The sequence below is a fragment of the Brevibacillus sp. SIMBA_040 genome (genome assembly GCF_046535075.1).
GTDB lineage: Bacteria > Bacillota > Bacilli > Brevibacillales > Brevibacillaceae > Brevibacillus.
The window spans coordinates 190,903-210,649 of record NZ_JAWRXI010000008.1; the positions used below are offsets into that span (position 1 = coordinate 190,903).

Annotated in this window: 14 protein-coding genes and 2 pseudogenes; 12 read left to right on the forward strand and 4 right to left on the reverse strand. The window is 45.1% G+C overall.

The features are described from left to right. The first annotated feature begins 36 nt into the window (after positions 1 to 36). From SB752_RS15415 to SB752_RS15425, 3 genes are all read left to right on the forward strand, one after another. Entirely contained in the window at positions 37 to 615 is a 579-nt protein-coding gene (locus SB752_RS15415) for a TetR/AcrR family transcriptional regulator (protein WP_410716510.1), read from the forward strand. Between the two features lie 14 nt (positions 616 to 629). Next, positions 630 to 1,973, forward strand: coding sequence for an SCP2 sterol-binding domain-containing protein (locus tag SB752_RS15420; protein ID WP_410716511.1), 1,344 nt, complete (start codon positions 630 to 632; stop codon positions 1,971 to 1,973). A gap of 919 nt (positions 1,974 to 2,892) precedes the next feature. Beyond that, positions 2,893 to 3,684 (forward strand): VanW family protein, encoded by a 792-nt coding sequence (locus tag SB752_RS15425; RefSeq protein WP_410716512.1) that lies wholly within the window; start codon positions 2,893 to 2,895, stop codon positions 3,682 to 3,684. A gap of 214 nt (positions 3,685 to 3,898) precedes the next feature. Here SB752_RS15425 and SB752_RS15430 read toward each other — a convergent pair whose 3' ends face one another. Beyond that, positions 3,899 to 4,780 (reverse strand): LysR family transcriptional regulator, encoded by an 882-nt coding sequence (locus SB752_RS15430; RefSeq protein WP_410716513.1) that lies wholly within the window; start codon positions 4,778 to 4,780, stop codon positions 3,899 to 3,901. Positions 4,781 to 4,926: 146 nt separating this feature from the next. Here SB752_RS15430 and SB752_RS15435 point away from each other — a divergent pair. Together SB752_RS15435 and SB752_RS15440 are read left to right on the forward strand one after the other, a co-directional pair. Beyond that, positions 4,927 to 6,069, forward strand: a pseudogene (locus tag SB752_RS15435) (MFS transporter). Positions 6,070 to 6,109: 40 nt separating this feature from the next. Then, positions 6,110 to 6,685, forward strand: coding sequence for an NADPH-dependent FMN reductase (locus SB752_RS15440; RefSeq protein ID WP_410716514.1), 576 nt, complete (start codon positions 6,110 to 6,112; stop codon positions 6,683 to 6,685). Positions 6,686 to 6,706: 21 nt separating this feature from the next. Here the strand turns inward: SB752_RS15440 and SB752_RS15445 are convergent. Then, positions 6,707 to 6,912, reverse strand: a pseudogene (locus SB752_RS15445) (transposase); the annotation flags it as partial. 320 nt (positions 6,913 to 7,232) lie between these two features. Next, on the reverse strand, positions 7,233 to 8,972 hold the full coding sequence (locus SB752_RS15450; RefSeq protein ID WP_410716515.1) for a methyl-accepting chemotaxis protein: 1,740 nt from the start codon (positions 8,970 to 8,972) through the stop codon (positions 7,233 to 7,235). Positions 8,973 to 9,149: 177 nt separating this feature from the next. On the opposite strand from SB752_RS15450, the gene SB752_RS15455 reads away from it, so the two are divergent. From SB752_RS15455 to SB752_RS15485, 7 genes are all read left to right on the forward strand, one after another. After that, positions 9,150 to 11,234, forward strand: a complete 2,085-nt coding sequence (locus tag SB752_RS15455) for a sigma-54 interaction domain-containing protein (protein WP_410716516.1) — start codon at positions 9,150 to 9,152, stop codon at positions 11,232 to 11,234. Positions 11,235 to 11,388: 154 nt separating this feature from the next. Then, positions 11,389 to 12,495, forward strand: coding sequence for a M20 family metallopeptidase (locus SB752_RS15460; RefSeq protein ID WP_410716517.1), 1,107 nt, complete (start codon positions 11,389 to 11,391; stop codon positions 12,493 to 12,495). Further along, positions 12,479 to 13,240: an SDR family NAD(P)-dependent oxidoreductase gene (locus SB752_RS15465; protein WP_103107480.1), complete on the forward strand. Its 762-nt coding sequence runs from the start codon at positions 12,479 to 12,481 to the stop codon at positions 13,238 to 13,240. The genes SB752_RS15460 and SB752_RS15465 overlap by 17 nt, the downstream gene beginning before the upstream one ends. A gap of 35 nt (positions 13,241 to 13,275) precedes the next feature. Further along, positions 13,276 to 14,634, forward strand: coding sequence for a glutamine synthetase family protein (locus SB752_RS15470; RefSeq protein WP_410716518.1), 1,359 nt, complete (start codon positions 13,276 to 13,278; stop codon positions 14,632 to 14,634). Positions 14,635 to 14,683: 49 nt separating this feature from the next. Beyond that, positions 14,684 to 16,138, forward strand: a complete 1,455-nt coding sequence (locus SB752_RS15475; protein WP_410716519.1) for an NAD-dependent succinate-semialdehyde dehydrogenase — start codon at positions 14,684 to 14,686, stop codon at positions 16,136 to 16,138. A 56-nt stretch (positions 16,139 to 16,194) separates the two neighbouring features. Beyond that, positions 16,195 to 17,583, forward strand: a complete 1,389-nt coding sequence (locus tag SB752_RS15480; RefSeq protein WP_410716520.1) for an APC family permease — start codon at positions 16,195 to 16,197, stop codon at positions 17,581 to 17,583. 198 nt (positions 17,584 to 17,781) lie between these two features. After that, positions 17,782 to 18,540: an SDR family NAD(P)-dependent oxidoreductase gene (locus SB752_RS15485; RefSeq protein WP_410716521.1), complete on the forward strand. Its 759-nt coding sequence runs from the start codon at positions 17,782 to 17,784 to the stop codon at positions 18,538 to 18,540. 360 nt (positions 18,541 to 18,900) lie between these two features. On the opposite strand, the gene SB752_RS15490 is transcribed toward SB752_RS15485, so the two are convergent. Continuing rightward, positions 18,901 to 19,392 carry a hypothetical protein gene (locus SB752_RS15490; RefSeq protein ID WP_410716522.1) on the reverse strand — a complete coding sequence of 164 codons (492 nt, stop codon included), beginning with the start codon at positions 19,390 to 19,392 and terminating at the stop codon, positions 18,901 to 18,903. Between the last annotated feature and the right edge of the window lie 355 nt (positions 19,393 to 19,747).

Consider the following 19,747-nt stretch of genomic DNA (forward strand, 5'->3'; position numbering starts at 1 on the left):
TTTTGTAACAAATCATGTTTTACGGGAGTGATTGGCATGCCTTATACCCAAACACATAAAATGAAAGTTCGCGAAAAAATCGTGGGAAGTGCTGCGGAAGCATTCCGCAAGAACGGCATTAAAGAAGTGAGTGTGCCGCAAATCATGAAGGGTGTGGGATTAACCCACGGAGGTTTTTACGCTCACTTTGCGAATAAAGATCAGCTTGTCGCCGAAGCGTGTCGGAAAGCGCTTGAAGAAACGATAGATCTTCTGCGAAGTGCTGCGGAGCATAAAGCGGAGGATTCAAAGATACAAACTGTCATTGACTATTACCTAAGCACAGCTCATCGGGACATGTTGGAAAAAAGCTGTATTCTTCCCACTTTGTCCAGCGAAATCTCGCGTTCTTCCGAAGATATCCGTGAGACATTTACGGAGGAGCTAACGCGGTTCATTTCCTTTATTTCTGGAATGGTTGGAAACAGCGATCAGAAAAGCATGGCTCTGATTAGTACAATGGTTGGCGCTCTGTTGCTTGCGCGTTCGGTAAATGACCCCGAATTAAGCCAGAACATTCTCGATGCCAGCAAACGCTATACCAAGGAGCTAGTTTCGATCCATACATCTTCTTAAAGGAGTTGTGCACAGTGGCAAGATCAATCATGAATGAACATCCTACTGTTAAGCTGTACCACATGAAACAAGAAGCAGCAGAGGAGCTGCGCATGGCTTCTGTTGATACGCAGTGGTTGCGGGATGTATGCCTCGATGCAGGAGCTGATGATGTCGGATTTGTCTCTATCGGGCGGACTGAACTCGACGCCCAGCGCCAAGAAATTGTAAGTTTGTTCCCTCAAGCCCGGACACTGATCAGTTTCGTCTGCAAAATGAATCGTGAACCTTTGCGTTCAACTGCCAGGTCCATTGCCAATGCGGAATTTCATCATGTGATTGATGACGTGACGCATATCGGACATCAAATCGTGAAAGAGCTTGAAGCGAGAGGCATCAAGGCGTTGAATCCGCCTGCTGGGTTCCCGATGGAGGTTACAAGTCCCGGCAAGTCATGGGTCATTTCCCATAAACCGATTGCGGTTGCAGCTGGACTCGGACAAATCGGTATCCACAGAAATGTCATTCATCCCAAGTTTGGTAACTTCATTTTGCTCGGAACGATCCTGATGAATGCGGAATTGACCTCAGAAAGCCAGCCGATTGATTACAATCCGTGTTTGGAGTGCAAATTGTGCGTGGCTGCCTGTCCGGTAGGGGCGATAGGCTCTGACGGTCACTTTAATTTCTCTGCCTGTTATACACACAACTATCGAGAGTTTTCCGGAGGCTTTACTGATTGGGTGGAAACAATAGCCGACAGCAAAAATTCAAAAGCTTACAGAGCCAAAGTCAATGACACAGAAACGGCTTCCATGTGGCAAAGTCTCTCTTTTGGAGCAAATTATAAAGCTGCGTACTGTTTATCTGTTTGTCCTGCTGGAGAAGATGTGATTGGCCCTTTTCTTGCTGATCGTAAAAGTTTTTTCCAGGAGGTTGCCAAACCGTTACAGGATAAAAAGGAAATGGTTTATGTCGTACCGAACTCCGACGCCGAGGAACATGTCAGAAAGCGTTTTCCGCATAAAGAAGTTCGTCTTGTGAGCAATGGCTTGCGCTCAAAATCAATCCGGGCATTTTTGGCCGGTCTTCCCCACATGTTTCAAAGAAATCAAGCTAAAGATTTAGTGGCTACCTATCATTTTACTTTTACGGGAGAAGAAGAAGCTCAAGCAACGATTGTCATTTCGGACAAGACCATTTCTGTAAAAATGGGACATATCGGTGATGCAGATTTCCAGCTTATCGCGGACAGTAAAACCTGGATTCGTCTGCTATCCAAAGAAACAGGGATATTATCAGCTGTCCTCTCCCGAAAAATTCGCACGAAAGGCCCTGTAAAGCTGCTCAAGGCATTTAGCAGATGCTTTCCGTCGTAAAAGCAGACAAGCAAGAAGTAGCCCCTCTTGCGGGAGTAGCGCTGGTGGTGGATTGGCAGCGGGTCTAGCCCTATACGTTGAATTCGACATCCATCATCTGAGGCTGCTTATTAATTGCAAAACAACTAGACTTTGACGGTGTCTTAATTGAATTACATGTATACTCTGTATATCATCATTTGCCTCCAATGTTTCCGAATGCGCATTTTTCTCAAGAAGGCGCCAAATCAAGTGAATACGCCTTGCTGAGAGCACTAAAGCTGCTTTGATGTTAAGCCAACTTAAGTAAGACTGGTTTAACATCACCTTTCCGGATATGAGCCGAAAATCATATCCGGGAATTTTTATGCATTTTTTCAAAAAAACCATTGAGTCTCCAATCACTGGAGAGTATATCATGGAGATAGGGATGCAGATAGCAATTTATGCTTAACCGCTAAAGCTAGCAATGCTCACAAAAAGATATGGGAGGGGAGTAATCATGCAAGGCACAGAATGGAAACAATCATTTGAAGAGTACATGAAAAAATAACGGAGGCAGCCAAGGTCCCAGGCGGAACAAGAATTAGCCCATCTAGAGAATCAATATGTAGAGGTAGAAAATAGCTTTAATCTAATAAAATTGAAATTTCAGTAAAATGCAAATTGCTCTCATTTATTTCGTCATAGGTACTATTTGCGAACCCCCAAATTATCAAGAGTGTGCTTTAAATGGATTATTATATCGTTTCATTCGTTAAGGGTAGCGTTAGTCTTGGGTTAACAAATTGGATTTTCAATGGCTGGGGAAATCGATAGCCGTTGCGTATATGTGTTACATTTTATGATTTGTGTTTGGGGTTATTACGAACTCGCAAATATTCAAGTTATCCGAAACTCCATCGCACTTAAAAGTCATTTGTTAATAGGTGGCTGCTCAATGATAAAACAAGTCTTAGTTAAATTACCTTTGGTATATAGACTTAGAATCCTTCAGCTTCGCATAAAGAGAGCTAGCTGTAACTTTTTCGTGAATTTTGCAAAAGAAAGAATAGCCGATCGATTTCCCTATGTGATAAAACGGCATCAATCTCTCTTAAGGAGAAAATTAGGAACATCTGATCCTGTGTTACAGGAAAATAAAATTACAAATTTGAGCATTGCTCTAAAATCCATTAACGGTATTGTATTAAAACCAGGTGAAACATTTTCGTTTTGGCATTTAATCGGGAAACCTAAAGCAAGTAAAGGATATATTGACGGATTGTTGTTATCTCAAGGTGAAGTGAAAACGGGTGTTGGGGGAGGGTTATGTCAATTAGCTAATTTACTTTTTTGGCTTGCCTTACATACACCGTTAGAAATTACGGAAAGACATCATCATAGTTTTGATCCATTTCCAGATGAGCATAGAGTCTTACCTTTTGGGAGTGGTGCAAGCGTATTTTTTAATTACATTGATTTACGTTTCTGTAATCCCACCAATCATAAGTTTCAATTTCATGTTTGGTTAACTGATCAACATCTAAAAGGAATCGTATTTTGTGATAACGAATTACCATTTTCATACCATTTGGAAGAAAGAAATCATCAATTTCATCATATAGAGGGGAAAAACTTTAGAGAAAACGAGATATGGAGAAGAGTCATTGATAAACAAACGGGGAACATGATACAGAAACAGTTAATGATTCACAATTATTCTGAAGTGAAATATGAAGTCACTCGTTAGGAATTTCAGAAAAAATACAGAATCGGAGAATGGTACGACTTCTTAAATTGAAAGAGGTCAACCAGTAAAACTTACGGGTATCGATAGTTGAAGAAGATAGACAAAGAAAGAGCCATCTGATAAGGATGGCTCTAAAACTTGCCGTTACTGAGTTGAATATCAGGACAACCGGCTTTTTGCACGAAAGGAGAAACGCACATCGGGGGATCGGCGTTCATATTACAAGGTTTTGAAAGTATTCAATCGTATAATCTCGAAATTTGCGTGCAGCCACAGACAAGTAACGTTTTTCAAGCCAAGCGATTTGATAGGTGCGTTGACAGTCAGGGTCTGAAATAGGGATTAGATGAAAGGGCAGTTCTTTATCATAAAAAGGGGTCTCGGGCAAGAATGCGACTCCAATACCGGTACGCAAAAAATGAATAATGGCGGAAAGTTCATCCACTTCGCAAACGATATTTGGAATAAGGCCTGCTTTTTCGCAAAACGTATCGGTCATCTCTCGAAACGGATTTCCTTCTTTAATGCATATAAATGCCTCTTCTTCCAGTTCAAGCAAATCAATGCTCGATCGATGAGCGAATCGATGCGTTAAGGGGACCGCTATTTTAATTTTTTCTGTGAGAAACGATGTTCCCGCAATTCCCTCTTCTTGTAATGGAGGAAACGTGATACAAATATCAATGTCCCCGTTTTTTAATTGCTTGATTTTGTCGTCCGTTGAAGCTTGGTTGATATGAAGTTTGATGTCAGGATGTTGGGATATAAATGATCCGATCATATCGGAGAAGCATTTGTGCGTCGTAGTCGAAAGATAGACTCGTCTTTGTTCTATTTCCGCTAAATCCGCCACTTCCGTTTTTCCTTCTTCAAGCAACATAAGCGCGCCTTCCGCTTTTTTCAGAAATGCTTTTCCATATGGGTTCAGTTTGATGTTTCTTCCTTTGCGGTCGAATAAAGGCACGCCCAATTCGGCTTCCAAGCGCGCAATCGTTTGGCTTAGTGCGGGTTGTGCGATTCTTAACTTTTCCGCAGCTTTCGTCATATGCTCCAACCGGGCCACCGTTCGAAAATAATGTAATTGTAATAGCTCCACAGTATAGGCACCTCTTATTCATAATATTGACATTATATATTAATAATAAAAGATATATTTTTAACTATATAAGAGGTGTTATAAAATGTCTATAGGGTTGACTGAACAGCAAGCAAGTGGGGTAGTTTGACGAAAGAGGGGTGAAGATGGAGCAAACAGATGGTTGGCAAAAAAGAAGATTGATGTATGCTGTCATGGCCACGCTTGTTATATCCACCATGAGTGCAACGATGTTTAATATTGTTTTGCCTGAAATAAGAAAGGAATTTCATTTGTCTCTTGCACAGGTAAGTTGGGTATCGACTGCTTATATGTTAACCTATGCCATTGGTTCCGTTACTTACGCAAAGCTGGCGGATCTGTATAGACTCAAAAATTTATTGACGGTCGGATTGATCATTCTTGCTTGTGGTTCCTTTATTGATCTTACGGCGCAAACTTTTTGGATTGTTCTTGTTGGTTGAACAGTACAGGCGATAGGGGCTACTGTCATTCCAGCTGCAGCGACGATCATACCGGTACGTTATTTTTCTCCAGAAAACCGAGGATATGCCTTGGGTTTGTCGGCCACTGGGTTATCGCTTGGGATTGCTCTAGGGCCAATCGTTGCAGCGTTCATTCTTAGCGAATTAAATTGGCGATGGCTTTTTTGCGCTCCGTTGTTGGTGATCCTTTCACTACCGTTTTATCGTAAATACCTGGTAGATCAATCACGGAAGGGAACCGAAAGCTTCGATTGGATCGGGGGAATCCTGCTTGCAGGCACTGTGGCGTTCTTGCTTTTGGGCATTACGAATAGTGAGTGGGGAAAATCAATAATTTCAATCGTTTTTTTAATCTTAACTATCGTACGCCTTCGCCTTACTGCACATCCTTTTATTAAATTGAATTTAGTGGTTTGTTTTATTCTATTATCTGCTTTTGCTGGTGTTTCATCGTTGTTCATATCAGTCTTTTTGATCTTTGGGCAAGTTGGACAGACGTTCATGACCATTTCTATGTCAAATTCCATTTCCCGAATGTTGCCAAAAGAGCAGATCGGAGTAGGTATGGGGATGTTAGCGTTGCTAAATTTCATAGCATGTGCGATCTCTGCCAATATACTTAGCAAGTGGGTTGATATGGGTTATGGATTTATGTGGAATCCAGTTCATTCTTTTCCTAATGCTGCCGTATATAGCAACATCTATTTCGTCTTGACCACATTGCAAGTAGGTATATTTCTATTTTACAACTTTAATATGAAAAAAACTCGAAAATTGCCTCAGCATCTAGCACCAGATGAATGAAATCCTGAAGTATGAAATCTTAAGGAGGATGGAAAATCATATGTTAAAAATAGGAATTGTACTTGGAAGCACGCGTAAAGGGCGAAATGGCGAGGCGGTGGCCAAATGGATATACCATTTTGCGAAGAACCGAGAAGATGGTGTTTCGTACGAGTGGGTGGACCTTGTCGATTATGACCTGCCTTTTTATGGTTCGGAAATATCGATAGAAAGGCAACATGTCGCGGATTCCGCAATCCAAGCCTGGACACAGAAGATGGCATCTTTTGATGGATATATATTCGTAACTCCTGAATACAATCATGCTACAAGCGGAGTGCTAAAAAATGCGCTAGATTATTTAAATCGTGAAGTAAACAATAAAGCTTGTGGATTTGTCGGTTATGGCGGTTTAGGTGGCGCGCGTGCAATTGAGAATCTGCGTTTGATTGCAGGGGAACTGCAAATGGCGGATGTTCGTACGGCAGTTACGTTCTCGCTTATGACTGACTTTGAGAATATGTCTGTTTTTCGTCCGGCTGATTATCATGAGAAAAATGCACAGCAAATGATCGATCAAGTCGTTGCTTGGAGCGAGGCTTTGTGCGCTGTGCGTGGAAAGAGGCAGGTTGGATGAAAGCGGTAGCGATTTTGTCGTATGGTTCTCCCGATCTGCTCGTTCGTACGTCACTAATTTCTTTGCGTGAGTAAACCGATCGATTTCTCCATTTTCTGATAGCATCGTTGCCGCGATTTTTTTCCGATACCGGGAATTGTTTGGATAATCTCATATTCTTCAACTCCTTCAGCAAGAGCATCAATCTGGTCCTGTAAGCTGGAAAGATGCTCTTGATACTGACATAGACCTCTCCCTCTCCAAAGAATTATTGCCGGCTACCCCTATTGACTGCTTGCAGTTCCACAGCATCTAGTGATGCGAGATCTTCTTTTGTCCCAACCAGCCTAAACATGGTTTCCACAAGTAGGGGGGTGAACAGTTTTAGCTATAATGGTTCAATTTGCCGCAGAAAATTTCGTGCAAGGAATTCTAGGCAATTGTCCTCCTCGAGTAGCTCCTTCCGTCCATTGTCTTTCCTTCTCTACAGGCTCATAAAAAGAAAAGCCCTTTTGATCACAGTGACAGGGTGAAGACTGCCAGGCAACCAAAAGGACATTTCTATGGCTTATACTTTGAAGATGTTAACGGTGTCACGCAGCTCCTGTGCCATCTGATTCAAACGTTGAGCAGATTCAGAGATCGCTTGCAAGGAGGAGAATTGCTCTTCCGATGCGGCAGCTACATCTGTAATTTGATCGGCAGACGTTTGGGAGATAGCGGCCAACTGGGTCACAGTTGCAGATACTTGTTGGGAGCTAGCCGACATTTGTTCAGATACAGCGGAAACATCTTCGACCTGTTCGGCAACTTGTTGGGTGGCGTTCAGGATATGCTGGAAAGCATCTCCGGCATTTTTCGCTACCTGAATACCTGTTTCTACTTCCTTCGTGCCTTGCTTCATACTTAGGACCGCTTTGCCCATTTCCTGCTGGATTTCCTCGATCAGCAGGGTAATTTGGGCTGTCGATTTGGACGACTGTTCCGCAAGCTTTCGAACTTCATCCGCCACAACAGCGAAACCTTTCCCGTGTTCGCCTGCACGTGCTGCTTCAATCGCTGCATTCAGCGCCAGCAGATTGGTTTGGGAAGCAATCTCGGTGATAACATCGACGATATGGCCGATCTCTTTCGAACTATTCTCGAGTGAGCTTAGCGCCGATGATGAGATTTGAACAGAGCGGCTGATCGAATCCATCTGATCAATGACCATTTGCACAGAATCGGTACCTTTCTCTGCTTCCTTCGACATGTCAAGAGAGGATTCTGCGACAGAGGAGGTAGATTCGGCAATGCGCTGAATTCCTGTAGCCATTTCTGTCATGGCACGGGCATTCTCGTTTGCAGAGAGAGAGGTAGCATCTGTACCTGCCTTCAAACCCTGAATCGTCTCGGTCACCTGCTGCAAAGTAGCCGTGTTCTGAGCTGCACCTTCCGCTAATTCATGTGCAGAGGTTGCCGCGTGCTCTGCATGCTTTTGGACGTTCTCGATAATGGTACGCCAGTGGTTGATCAAGCCGTTCACTTTATTTGCGACCAGGCCGAGCTCATCATTTTGTTTTACTTGAATGGAGACATCCAGGTGACCTTCATTCATTTTTCCAATTACGTGTACGAGATCTTTTAGTGGCGACAAGAATTTACGCAGGAATCCGTATTGTAAGAAGAACACAATGATAAAGGATACAAGGAAGCCGATTCCCAACCATTGAAATAGCTCTTGCTTGCCTCGATCTACGATATTCGCGTTCGTATCAACCCCAAAGATCGCGATGACATTCCCGTTTTCATCCATCAATGGCTGCAGAATGGTGACCCATGTGCCATACACGTCGGTGTAGATGCCCGTATTCACCGCATCTTTACTCTTCATCAGCTTCTCATAAGCGACAACCCATTGGGGGGCTTGTTCAAAAAAGTCGCCAGCTTTAAAACCCGCTTCATACACATGAGTTGGCAATGCGATAGTGAGGTTGCTATTGCCGTTTTTCATTTCTGATCCAAAGACATAGGCTTGGGCGATGTTCGGATTCTCTTTGGACATTCGGTCCAGCTGGGAAGTTAGCTTGATCTGGACTGGGTCTTTTGGATCATGTTGGGCAATGGCGCTCTTGATGTCAGCAATGTCGATTTCTCCTTTTGCGTAAGAGGCAAATCCGCGTGCTTGTTCATCCAGATTTTGCTGGAGGATTGTATCCTGAACGACAAAGCTAGCGGCCCCCAACATCAAGCCCATCAAGAGAATAGTCAAGCAGGCGAGCACCAAGTTCTTCCCAAAGAATGAGACCTGCATCTTCTTGCGTGGCATTTTTTTCAACTCCTTCATCTATTTTGGTGGGAAAAATGCTCTGTTACTTAAATAGCAAGAATCGTGCCAATTGTTAGGTTATTTTTTTGTCAATTTACATCATTATTTGTCAAAAAAAGACGATAATAAATAGAGAGAAAGAATCAAATTCTTAAAGATCAAGTGGAGTAAGAGGGAGTGTTTCCTATCAAAGGGAAGAAAAAGGTAGCCGTCATCGCGGGTTCTGACAAAACGGCTGAGGCGATCACCAACCAATTAATTGTATTGTTTGGCACATATATAGAATTTTACGGTTTCTCGCAGAAGTCCTGGAACAATGAAGGTACTTACGATATGGTCCTCATCAGTACACAAACGATTTTCACAAGGGAGCTCGCTCCAAAAATAAAACCGGGGACTGTAATATTAATCATACGCCGTACCCTTCTGCGAACCAGTTGGGAAAAGGTGATGGCGATTCCTGTAGGGACGAAGCTGCTCATGGTCAACGATGAGAAAGATTCAGCAGAAGAAACCATTGCCCTGTTACGGGAGCTGGGTGCAGGTCACATTGAGCTGGCTCCCTATTATCCGGAAATTCAAAACTGTCCAGCGTATACTTCCGCGATAACACCTGGTGAAGGACAACTTGTGCCAGAGAGTGTAAATCGGGTAGTTGATATCGGAGAACGTGTGATCGATGTCAGCACACTCGTCGACATCCTGACTCACTTTAATCTCCTGCATAGCGACGTCCAAGATGTTTTGTCTATTTATTCTGAATCTATTATCACGAGAAGCCAGGGCATCCAAATCACGATGCAAGGTTTGATTCATACAAAACTATTACTGCAGCAAACGCTGGACATGGTGCAGGATGGCGTCATCGCCTATGATCTGAATGGTAAGATAACATTCTTTAATACGGCTGCCCGAGCCTTGTTTGAATGTTCGGTTCAGGAGGCAAACCAGCTATCGGTGAAAAGCCTTTTTGAAAGGGTCAGAATCAATCTAGATGTAATGGCGGAGGAGTTCAACGATTGTCTTTTGCAGATCAAAAAGCATAGAGTTCTTGCAAGCAGGCAAGTGATCGAAGAAAATGGCCATTTTACTGGCGGAGTGCTGACGTTAAAAGCGGCTCGTCACGTAGAAGAGCAAGAGCTAAAGCTAAGGCTGCATTCAAAAGGATATCATGCGAAATTTTCTTTTTCTGATCTTGTTACTAGCTCGATTCGTATGAAGAAAGTGGTAAAGCAAGCTGAGAAAATGGCGGGCAGCGATCTTGCAGTGCTTATTCTTGGAGAAAGCGGGACGGGGAAAGAATTGTTTGCTCATGCGATTCACCAAGCTTCTGCCCGTGCCTCGTTTCCGTTTGTTGCCGTCAATTGTAGTGCACTGCCGGATAATTTGCTGGAAAGCGAGCTGTTTGGTTATGAAGAGGGAGCTTTTACAGGGGCACGTAAAGGAGGCAAGCCGGGTCTTTTCGAGCAGGCGCACAAGGGGACCATCTTTTTGGATGAAATCGGCGATATCTCACCAAATATGCAAAGCCGGCTTCTGCGTGTTCTGCAGCAGAAGGAAGTGTTGAAAGTGGGTGGAACCCGTTTGCTTCCCGTAGATGTTCGGGTAATTGCGGCAACCAACCGTGATTTGGCCCGGATGGTAAATGACGGAGCTTTTCGCGCTGATTTGTACTACCGCTTAAAAATACTTCAGCTGCTGATTCCGCCATTACGAGAGCGTAAAGAGGACATTCCGCTGCTTTCTGCTCATTTTTTGCGGAGAAGAGGGGCGAATGAAACGCTTCTGGAGCCGTTGCTCGGAACGCTTGTCAAACACAGTTGGCATGGAAATGTGCGTGAGCTGGAAAGCGCGATGGAATATGTAGCTTTTATGAATGATCCCAGTCTGTCCGCCAAGGATATCCCCGGGCTAGGGGATGAGAACGAAATGCAATCGACTGTTCTCGAGTCAAACGGATTGCCGCTCCAATTGTATCGCTCAGGTCTGGGTAACGAGCACTTCATACTCAACTTGATCTATCTTGCCAAGACAAGTGGAAAGAATGCTGGACGACGGTCACTCGTCGAAATGGCACGTCAAAATGGTGTTGTCATTCATGAAACAAATGTCCGAAAGATCGTTGAAAAGCTGCGGATGGATGGACTGATTGAAGTAAGCACAGGTCGCGGGGGCATTACTTTAACGGATAAAGGCTATCAAGTTTGCAGCGGTCACGAAGAAATGGGGAAATCGGGAGAAAAGGGAGGAATGGGTGTATAATCGCCCGTTCCTCCCTTTTCTCCCGATTCTGAATTATAGTAATTATACTGAAACAAGTTGGCATAGGACTTGCTAGATTAGTAGGTGGCAGATGATATCAATAGGAATAAAGAACTAGAACGAACGGCATGGGTGAAAGAAGGATGTGATCATCTTGGAAGAAGCACTTGTTCGATTGACTAGCACCCTAATCCAAATGGAAAGCACGACTCCTGAGAGAATCAACTACGCAGTGGAATTCTGTGCGGGTTGGTTACAGCGCCATGGAGTTCCTGTCCGCCTGCGAGAGAATCAAGGGCTCAAAATGATCACAGCAACAATCGGTCAACCTAACGCTGACAGTACGCTCGTCTTAAATGGCCATCTCGATGTTGTCCCTGGTCATACCGAGAATTTTATCCCGCAGTTGGAAGCAGGCAGGTTGTATGGAAGAGGGAGCTACGACATGCTCGGTGCCGTAGCGGCGATGATGACTCTCATAGCAGATCTTGTTCAACAGCCGCCGAAATGTCGCATAATTCTGCAACTTGTTCCAGACGAGGAAAAAGGCGGAGAATTGGGCAGTGCCTATCTGGTCGAACAAGGGAGCGTCGGCGATTTTGTCATTTGTGGGGAGCCGACCAATCTGGATATTGCTGTTCAGGCTAAAGGAGTGCTGCAGGTCAAAGTCGAGTTTTCAGGCATTTCTGCCCATGGAAGCAGACCGTGGCTCGGAAAGAATGCGATTGTTGCAGCTATGCAAAAGTACAACCAGCTAGCGACCCTTGATTTCATGAAAGAAAGTAGTCGTTTTTTCCCGGCACCATCATTTAATTTGGCAAAGATTGAAGGCGGCGCTGCGCTAAATCAGGTGCCGGATCGTTGTTCGCTCTACCTGGATATTCGTTATCTTCCTACGCAAAATCCAGGGGATATTCTTGAATCGATTCGTCAAGCTGTACCAGATGCGCTTGTAGAAATGCTTCGACACGGTTCACCTGTTACGACTGATGCATGTAATCCTTATGTGCAGACGCTTCATCAATCGACTGCCCACATCTTCGGTAGAGAAACCGTATTGTTTGGGCAGGATGGGTCGGCAGATACGCGGTTTTTCGCCCAGTACGGCATTCCAGCCGTTGAGTTTGGTCCCATTGGCGCCAATCATCATGGCCCTGACGAATATGTAGAAATTGAGTCACTTGTACTCTATCAAAAAATATTGAGATATTTCATCAAACAACTGGAAGGAAAGGTGAGTAGAGATGAAATTGAAAAATAAGGTTGCGATCGTAACGGGAGCTGGTTCAGGGAATGGACGGGCGATTGCCCTTCGTCTTTTCGAAGAAGGAGCTACGGTGGTCGTCGCTGATTTGAATGAAGCAGGAGCAAATGAAACGATTTCCCTGGCTCCTGAAGGCAGCAAAGCCATGGTTGTGAAAGTGGATGTGACCCAAAAGGATCAAGTAGACAATATGGTTGCTCAAACCGTACAAGAGTTCGGGAAAGTGGACATCCTTGTGAACAACGCAGGTATCGTTGCATTTACACCGTTTCTTGAGCTGGATGTGAAAGAATGGGACAAAGTGCATGACGTGAATCTGAAAGCCCCGTTCCTTTGCTCGCAAGCGGTGGCAAAAGAAATGATCAAAGCTGGGCAGGGCGGACGCATTATCAATATTACATCTGTGGAAGCACACCGTGTCGTTTCTAGCAGTGGACATTGCCAGCCTCATTACAACTCGTCAAAAGGCGGATTGCATATGCTGACGAAAGCCATTGCCCTGGAGCTCTCCTCGTATGGCATCACGTGCAATGCGGTTGCTCCCGGTGTGATTCAAACCCCGTTCACTGAAAAAGGTTTGGCTATTCCAGAAGTGAAAGAGTGGGTCCTGGAGCGTCTGCCTGTAGGTCGTATCGGCCAACCTCAGGATGTTGCGAATGCAGTATTGTTCTTGGCTCAGGATGATGCCTCATACGTAACAGGCAGCACGCTTGTCGTAGACGGCGGTTGGACCATTCACTAAACATTGTCGACCATACACAAAAAGGAGTGGGCATCATGGGGAAGCTTGATCTCGCAGCATTAAAGGATCAATACCAAAATGGAACAATCGACATGATTACAGTAGCCGGTGTAGACATGCAAGGAAAGCTTTTCGGAAAGAAAGTGCCTGTACGCTACTTCCTTGATGATGCTGTCGGCGGAATTCACACCTGCGCCATCAATTTTATCTGGGATGTCAGCTTGAAATACGCAGAGAACTATACGTTTTGCAATTTTGACACAGGGCTGCATGACATCAAAGTGGTACCGGACATCTCCACGTTACGCACCTATCCTTGGATTCCTAAGAATGCGGTGGTGATTGGTGATATTTATAACAAGGACGGTTCAGAGGTAACGATTGCCCCTCGAAATATCTTGAAAAAGCAGCTGGCGAAAGCTGAAGCATTGGGCTATCGCGCTTATGCAGCTTCTGAGATTGAGTTTCATATTTTCAAAGAAACGATTGATACGGCTCGCGAAAAGAACTTTTCGAATCTTCAGCCGCTCTTTTCATATCCAGTAGACTATTCGATTTACCGCTTGAACGTGGATGATTGGTTCCTCGGGCAGCTCGCTCGCTATCTGGAAGAGGCAGGAATCCCTGTGGAAGCACTGAAGGGCGAATGGGGAAATGGCCAGGTTGAGTTGAATGTACAGTATGCGGAAGCCTTGGAGATGGCGGACCGAACTGCGATTTACAAAAATGGCATTAAAGAAATCGCAGCGTTGAACAACCTTATGGTGACGTTCATGGCAAAGCACGATACAGACGCTTCTGGCAGCAGCGGGCATACGCACATCAGCCTGTGGGATCTCGCAGGAAACAACGTATTTTACGATGCAAACCATCCGTATAAACTGTCGGACACTGGGCGCTACTTCCTCGGTGGCATGATGGCACTTGCTCCTGAGTTCATGCTCTTTTATGCGCCTTACATCAATTCGTACAAGCGTCTTGCCAATACCGGGGGAGCGCCAAATACCCAGACATGGGGCGAAGATAATCGCACGACCGCATTCCGCGTAGATGGACATGGCAAGTCATGCCGTATTGAAAACCGGATTCCAGGCTCAGACGCCAATCATTATCTCGTTCTGGCAGCCTGCTTAGCTTCGGGACTCTACGGTATCGAGCACAAAATCGACATTGTGGCACCAACAAAAGGCGATGCCTCCAGTGCTCCTGGCGTGAAACGCTTGCCAGCCAATTTGGCAGAAGCGATTCAAAAACTCTCGAACAGTAAAATCGCGCGAGAGCTTTTGGGAGATGACGTTGTCAATCATTACCTGACAGCTGCAAGCAATGAATTAAACGATTATTTCCTTGAAGTAACCGATTGGGAACGGAAAAAGTATTTCGAGTTTATTTAACGTAGTCGAATCGCTTTTTCGTAGTCGATGAAAAGGAGGGCAATCTACAATGTACCCGATACAACATGACGACCTAAACTATGCATGGATTAATGGGGAAAAAGTATTTGTAAAAGATTCGATGAATGTTATGAATCCGGCGACAGGAAAACCGATGGCACGTGTTCCTCGCGGAGGAAAGGAATTAACCAACCAGGCAATTGATGCTGCATCACAAGCATTTCCTGCATGGTCAAAGTTGCCTGCTGATCAGCGGGCTACGTATCTGCTGGATTGGGCGGAACGTATACTGGCAGATCGGGAACGACTTGCATGGCTGCTGTCGACGGAACAAGGGAAGCCGCTTGAGGAAGCCAGAGGCGAAATTTTTGGGACGACAGTCTATATTCGCTGGTATGCCGAAGAAGGAAAGCGTGCGTATGGGGAGATTATTCCCGCTTCTCGTCAGGGACAACGCTTGATGGTATTTAAAGAAGCAATTGGTGTGGTGGGACTCATCCCTCCAGCAAACTTTCCCAGTGCCATCGTAGCGAACAAAGTCGCACCTGCACTTGCAGCCGGCTGCACGTTCGTACTGAAGCCTGCGGAACAGACTCCACTCATCGCCATCGCCTTGCTCGATCATTTGATGGCAACAGGTATTCCGGCAGGTGTTGCCAATGTTGTGACGGGTGTAGCCGAGGAAATCGGATCAACCTTGTCAGCAGATCCTCGCGTGCGCAAGATCGGGTTTACTGGATCCACGCAGGTAGGCAAAATCTTGATGCGCCAAGCGGCTGACAATGTAAAACGTCTTACGCTGGAGTTGGGCGGAAATGCGCCAGTGGTCGTCTTTCCAGATGCCAATATAGACAAGACTGTCGATGCGATCATGGGCAACAAGTTCGAGAATTGCGGACAAGTTTGCAACGGGATCAACTTGATCTACGCCCACGAATCCATTCGAGCAGAGCTCGTGGAAAAGCTGGCAGAAAAAATCCGCAATCTGAAAGTAGGAGTCGGCACGGACGAAGGAACGCAAATCGGCCCCATGATTGACCCAAGCTACCTCGATAAGGTCGAGTCACTGGTGGGCGATGCCGTGGCAAAAGGGGCCAAGCTCGTTGTAGGCGGCAAACGTGTGACCGATGAAGGGTTGCAAGACGGATATTTTTATGCTCCCACGTTGCTGGATGAAGTGACGGCAGATATGGATGTAACGAAGCGTGAAATCTTTGGACCAGTCGCTCCTGTGTTGTCTTTTACCGATGAAGCAGAAGTGCTTGCCAGGTGCAACAATACGCCTTATGGATTGGCTGCCTATGTGTTTACGAAGGATGCGGCGCGCATGTTCCGGATGATTGACGGACTTGAGGTAGGGAATCTAGCTATTAACGGTACGTCGCTTGCCAACCCGCAATCGCCATTCGGTGGCGTAAAGGAAAGCGGAATTGGCAGAGTCGGCGGACACCAAGGGCTTGAGGAATACATGGAGCTGAAGTATGTGGCGTTAACGATTGAGTAACGCCACCCCTTCGGTGGTTTTTTCGCTTCGACAATTATTAAAACGAGGTGCTGCAAATGTCAAATGCTACTGCAGAAGTGCAATCATCCGAGACTGGCACGAACCTTGGCTACAAACAGGAGCTGAAGCGAGCCCTTACGTTCAAGGACTTGGTCATCTACGGATTGATCACGATGCTCCCCATCGCCCCCATTCAGGTGTATGGGATGATTGCACATGAAGCATCAGGAATGGTTCCGATCGTGTATCTGGTCGGCATCATCGCAATGGTCTTTACCGCGCTTAGCTATAGCAAAATGAGCAACGAGTTTCCGATTGCAGGCTCTGTTTATTCGTATGTGCAGCGCGGTTTGAACCCTCATGTCGGGTTTGTAACCGGATGGCTGATCGCCGTCGATTATTTAATGGCACCAGCTTTGCTGACAGCATTTTCGGCGATGTGGTTGAATAGCATTATTCCTGCCATACCTACCCCCGTCATTGTTTTGGTATTTCTTGCTATTAATACCTTTGTGACCGCACGTGGAATTTCGCTGACAGCAACGACGAACAAAATTTTTCTGTTTTTTGAGATCGCCATTCTTCTCATATTTATGGGTTTAGCTATTAAATTCGTGTTTATTGACGGTCATGGGGCGGGAGGCTTCTCCTTGGCACCGTTGTTCCAAGCCGGAAAGATTGACCTCGGATTTATCGCGAGCGCAGCTTCTATCGCCGTTCTGGGCTTCCTAGGATTCGACGTCATTTCGACGCTTTCCGAAGAAGTGAAAAATCCTGGCAGAACTGTTGGACGAGCTACGGTGTCAACCCTGGTGCTGATTGGTGTGATTTTTATGGCGCAAACGTATCTGGCTGCGCTTGCCCACCCGGATTACACCAACCTTGACCCGGATATGGCGTACTTTGATATCGCACGAGAAGTCGGTGGAGAGTCCCTGTACTATGCATTCATTCTGATTGCCGTAGCTGCAGTAGGGATTGCAAACGCTTTGGCGATTCAATCGGCCATTTCGCGTATTATCTACTCGATGAGCCGCGACAAGCTGCTACCGATGTCAGGCTTTTTGGGCAAAATTCACCCGAAATACAAAACACCGTTCAATGCGACCATTTTCGTTGGTGTAGCTTCCTTCTTTATCGCGATGTTTATGCCGATTGAAACGATTATTCAACTGGTCAACTTCGGTGCTTTGACTTCCTTCATGGTTCTGAATCTTTCCGTATTCGCTTATTTCTTTGTGAAAAAACGGAAGAGAGACATGAAAGGCTTCATCAACTACTGCTTGCTCCCATGGCTGGGCTTCCTGGTTATTGGGTTCGTATGGTGGGGCTTTGACTGGAAAACCTTTGCTGTAGGAACAAGCTGGATGGTTGTAGGTGTCATTCTGCTAGCATTTAAAACAAAAGGATTTAGAGAGCTGCCGCCAACGATGAGAGATTTGTAAAAAAGACAACGACTGCAACGTGGTGACATTTTGCCTCTCGATAGAGACGTTGTACAAGTTCGTGGCATTCGGGCGATCACCGCCTTCATGATGCTGAATGTCACTAGCTCGGCTACGTGAAGTCCAATGGGTATCGAAAAGTAGCCCCTGTTCTCAAAGACATGTAAAGGAAAATACAGTACGAGGAGGTACACATCGATGCGTTTACAAAACAAAATTGCAGTCGTAACAGGAGCGGCACGTGGTATCGGAGCGGCCATTGCCCACAGATTTGCAGAAGAGGGAGCCCGTGTGGTGGCGACCGACGTTAGTAGTGTAGGGGAAGAAGTGGTAGCAGCTGTCACGAGGAAGGGCGGCACCGCCGTGTTTTTTCAGGCTGACGTATCCAAAGCGTCTGAAGTGCAGGCACTCTTGGCTTTTGCCAAGGAAAACTACGGGATTCCTACGATCCTGTGCAATAACGCGGCGATCAACATCCCGGGCTCCGTCGTCGAAACGGAGGAAGAAGTGTGGGATCGCACGATGGAAGTCAATGTGAAATCCATGTTTCTCACTTCAAAATACTTCCTTCCAGAAATGATTGAGGCAGGGGGAGGTTCCGTGGTAAATATGGCCTCCGCCAACAGCTTTGTCGCAGAGCCGCGCTTGTCTGCCTATGTAACCTCCAAAGGTGCTATTCATATGCTAACCAAGCAAATGGCGCTGGATTTTGCTGCAGAGAATGTAAGGGTGAACTGCATTTGCCCGGGGTGGGTAGATACGACCTTTAATGACGCCCATGCCGATTTGTTTGGCGGGCGTGACCATGTGCTGAAGAGCATCCATGATATCCAACCGATCGGGCGTACTATCCAACCGATTGAAATCGCGAATGTAGCCGTGTTCTTGGCTTCTGACGAATCATCCGCCATGACAGGCAGTGCCGTCGTCGTGGATGGTGGTTTATCAGCGAAGTAGTCTGACATATAATAGGTGATGCAGGCTTCAAAGGACGACCAAATGAAGCTGGAGAAGTAGATATCGGTTTACAGCTAGATGCTGCTTACGAATACCGATTCCGCAAAAGTGTTAGAAAAAATGCAATTTAGTGAATTAGGAAGAGATGACGAGATGATTTACTGGGCTTTGGTGAAATAGTTTAAACAAGTCTATCCCGTGGTGACAAGGGATAGGCTTGTTTTTTCTTATTCTCTTTCCAAAGGATTCTTTTCAAGATTGCGATACGTTTCCTTTGTCCACATATGATTGATGGTAGAGGAAGGTGCAGGCTCTAATTCCAGCACAAAAAACTTGCCCAAAATGTACGAGCTTTTATACCTAACACAAAACTATTATTCGATAAGGCATAGTTTGGGCGGGGATACTCCTTGTGGCAGGTCCATAGATAACAATTAGATCTCGGTTCACGGGGTTTCTAGAAAAGGGTTGCCCATTTGTTAACACGATTTGGGTATTTGGAGAAATAGTTAGTTGTAATTGCCCGTCACTACTCACCATTTGACTATTAAAATAATCTACTTTTACATTTTGAAATGAGCTATTTTTTACCATGACAAGTGCTTGATATTGTGGAGGATAAATAAAAGGAACAGGGGCATTCCCATCATAATATCCAGTTACGTGATCTCCTATTGCCACCATTACATGGTCTACAAAGTAAGTTGTAGGTGATACTACGAAATTAACTGATGCTCCTAAACCGTTATCTACAGATATTAATTTATAACAACCTTCCCCTTCACCATTTTGCCCTGTAATGAAATCACTTATCATCGTAACGGTCCCTTGAAAAGAATAGAAATTAATCATGCAAATACCTCCATTGCTTAAAGGCAGGTAGTGGGCCTATTGTTTTTGGAGATAGTTCCCTTTCCATTAATGGTTCCTCCAAAAAATGAAACATGCAATACAGGATATACAATCCTGCTTCTAAATTAATTTATGTGAAATTACAGAGATAGGTGAATATCATCATTTGTCTTTGCTTGATCCATTTTTCTCCTATTCCGATATTGTAGATTTATATCCTATTGTTAATGAATATCAAACAAATACCTACAAATTTCATTCTGTGCTAAACAGTGATTTTTTCCGATGAATTTTTGTAATTAGACCGGATGTCCTGTTACCATTAGGGGTTCCGGTCTTATGCTTTATTTTTTGG

What these genes read in the sequence shown, in the direction of transcription:
- SB752_RS15415 (WP_410716510.1), top strand. Translation starts at nt 37, where the DNA reads ATGCCTTATACCCAAACACATAAAATGAAAGTTCGCGAAAAAATCGTG.
- SB752_RS15425 (WP_410716512.1), top strand. Translation starts at nt 2,893, where the DNA reads ATGATAAAACAAGTCTTAGTTAAATTACCTTTGGTATATAGACTTAGA.
- SB752_RS15440 (WP_410716514.1), top strand. Translation starts at nt 6,110, where the DNA reads ATGTTAAAAATAGGAATTGTACTTGGAAGCACGCGTAAAGGGCGAAAT.
- SB752_RS15450 (WP_410716515.1), bottom strand. Translation starts at nt 8,972, where the DNA reads ATGCCACGCAAGAAGATGCAGGTCTCATTCTTTGGGAAGAACTTGGTG.
- SB752_RS15465 (WP_103107480.1), top strand. Translation starts at nt 12,479, where the DNA reads ATGAAATTGAAAAATAAGGTTGCGATCGTAACGGGAGCTGGTTCAGGG.
- SB752_RS15470 (WP_410716518.1), top strand. Translation starts at nt 13,276, where the DNA reads ATGGGGAAGCTTGATCTCGCAGCATTAAAGGATCAATACCAAAATGGA.
- SB752_RS15475 (WP_410716519.1), top strand. Translation starts at nt 14,684, where the DNA reads ATGTACCCGATACAACATGACGACCTAAACTATGCATGGATTAATGGG.
- SB752_RS15480 (WP_410716520.1), top strand. Translation starts at nt 16,195, where the DNA reads ATGTCAAATGCTACTGCAGAAGTGCAATCATCCGAGACTGGCACGAAC.
- SB752_RS15485 (WP_410716521.1), top strand. Translation starts at nt 17,782, where the DNA reads ATGCGTTTACAAAACAAAATTGCAGTCGTAACAGGAGCGGCACGTGGT.
- SB752_RS15490 (WP_410716522.1), bottom strand. Translation starts at nt 19,392, where the DNA reads ATGATTAATTTCTATTCTTTTCAAGGGACCGTTACGATGATAAGTGAT.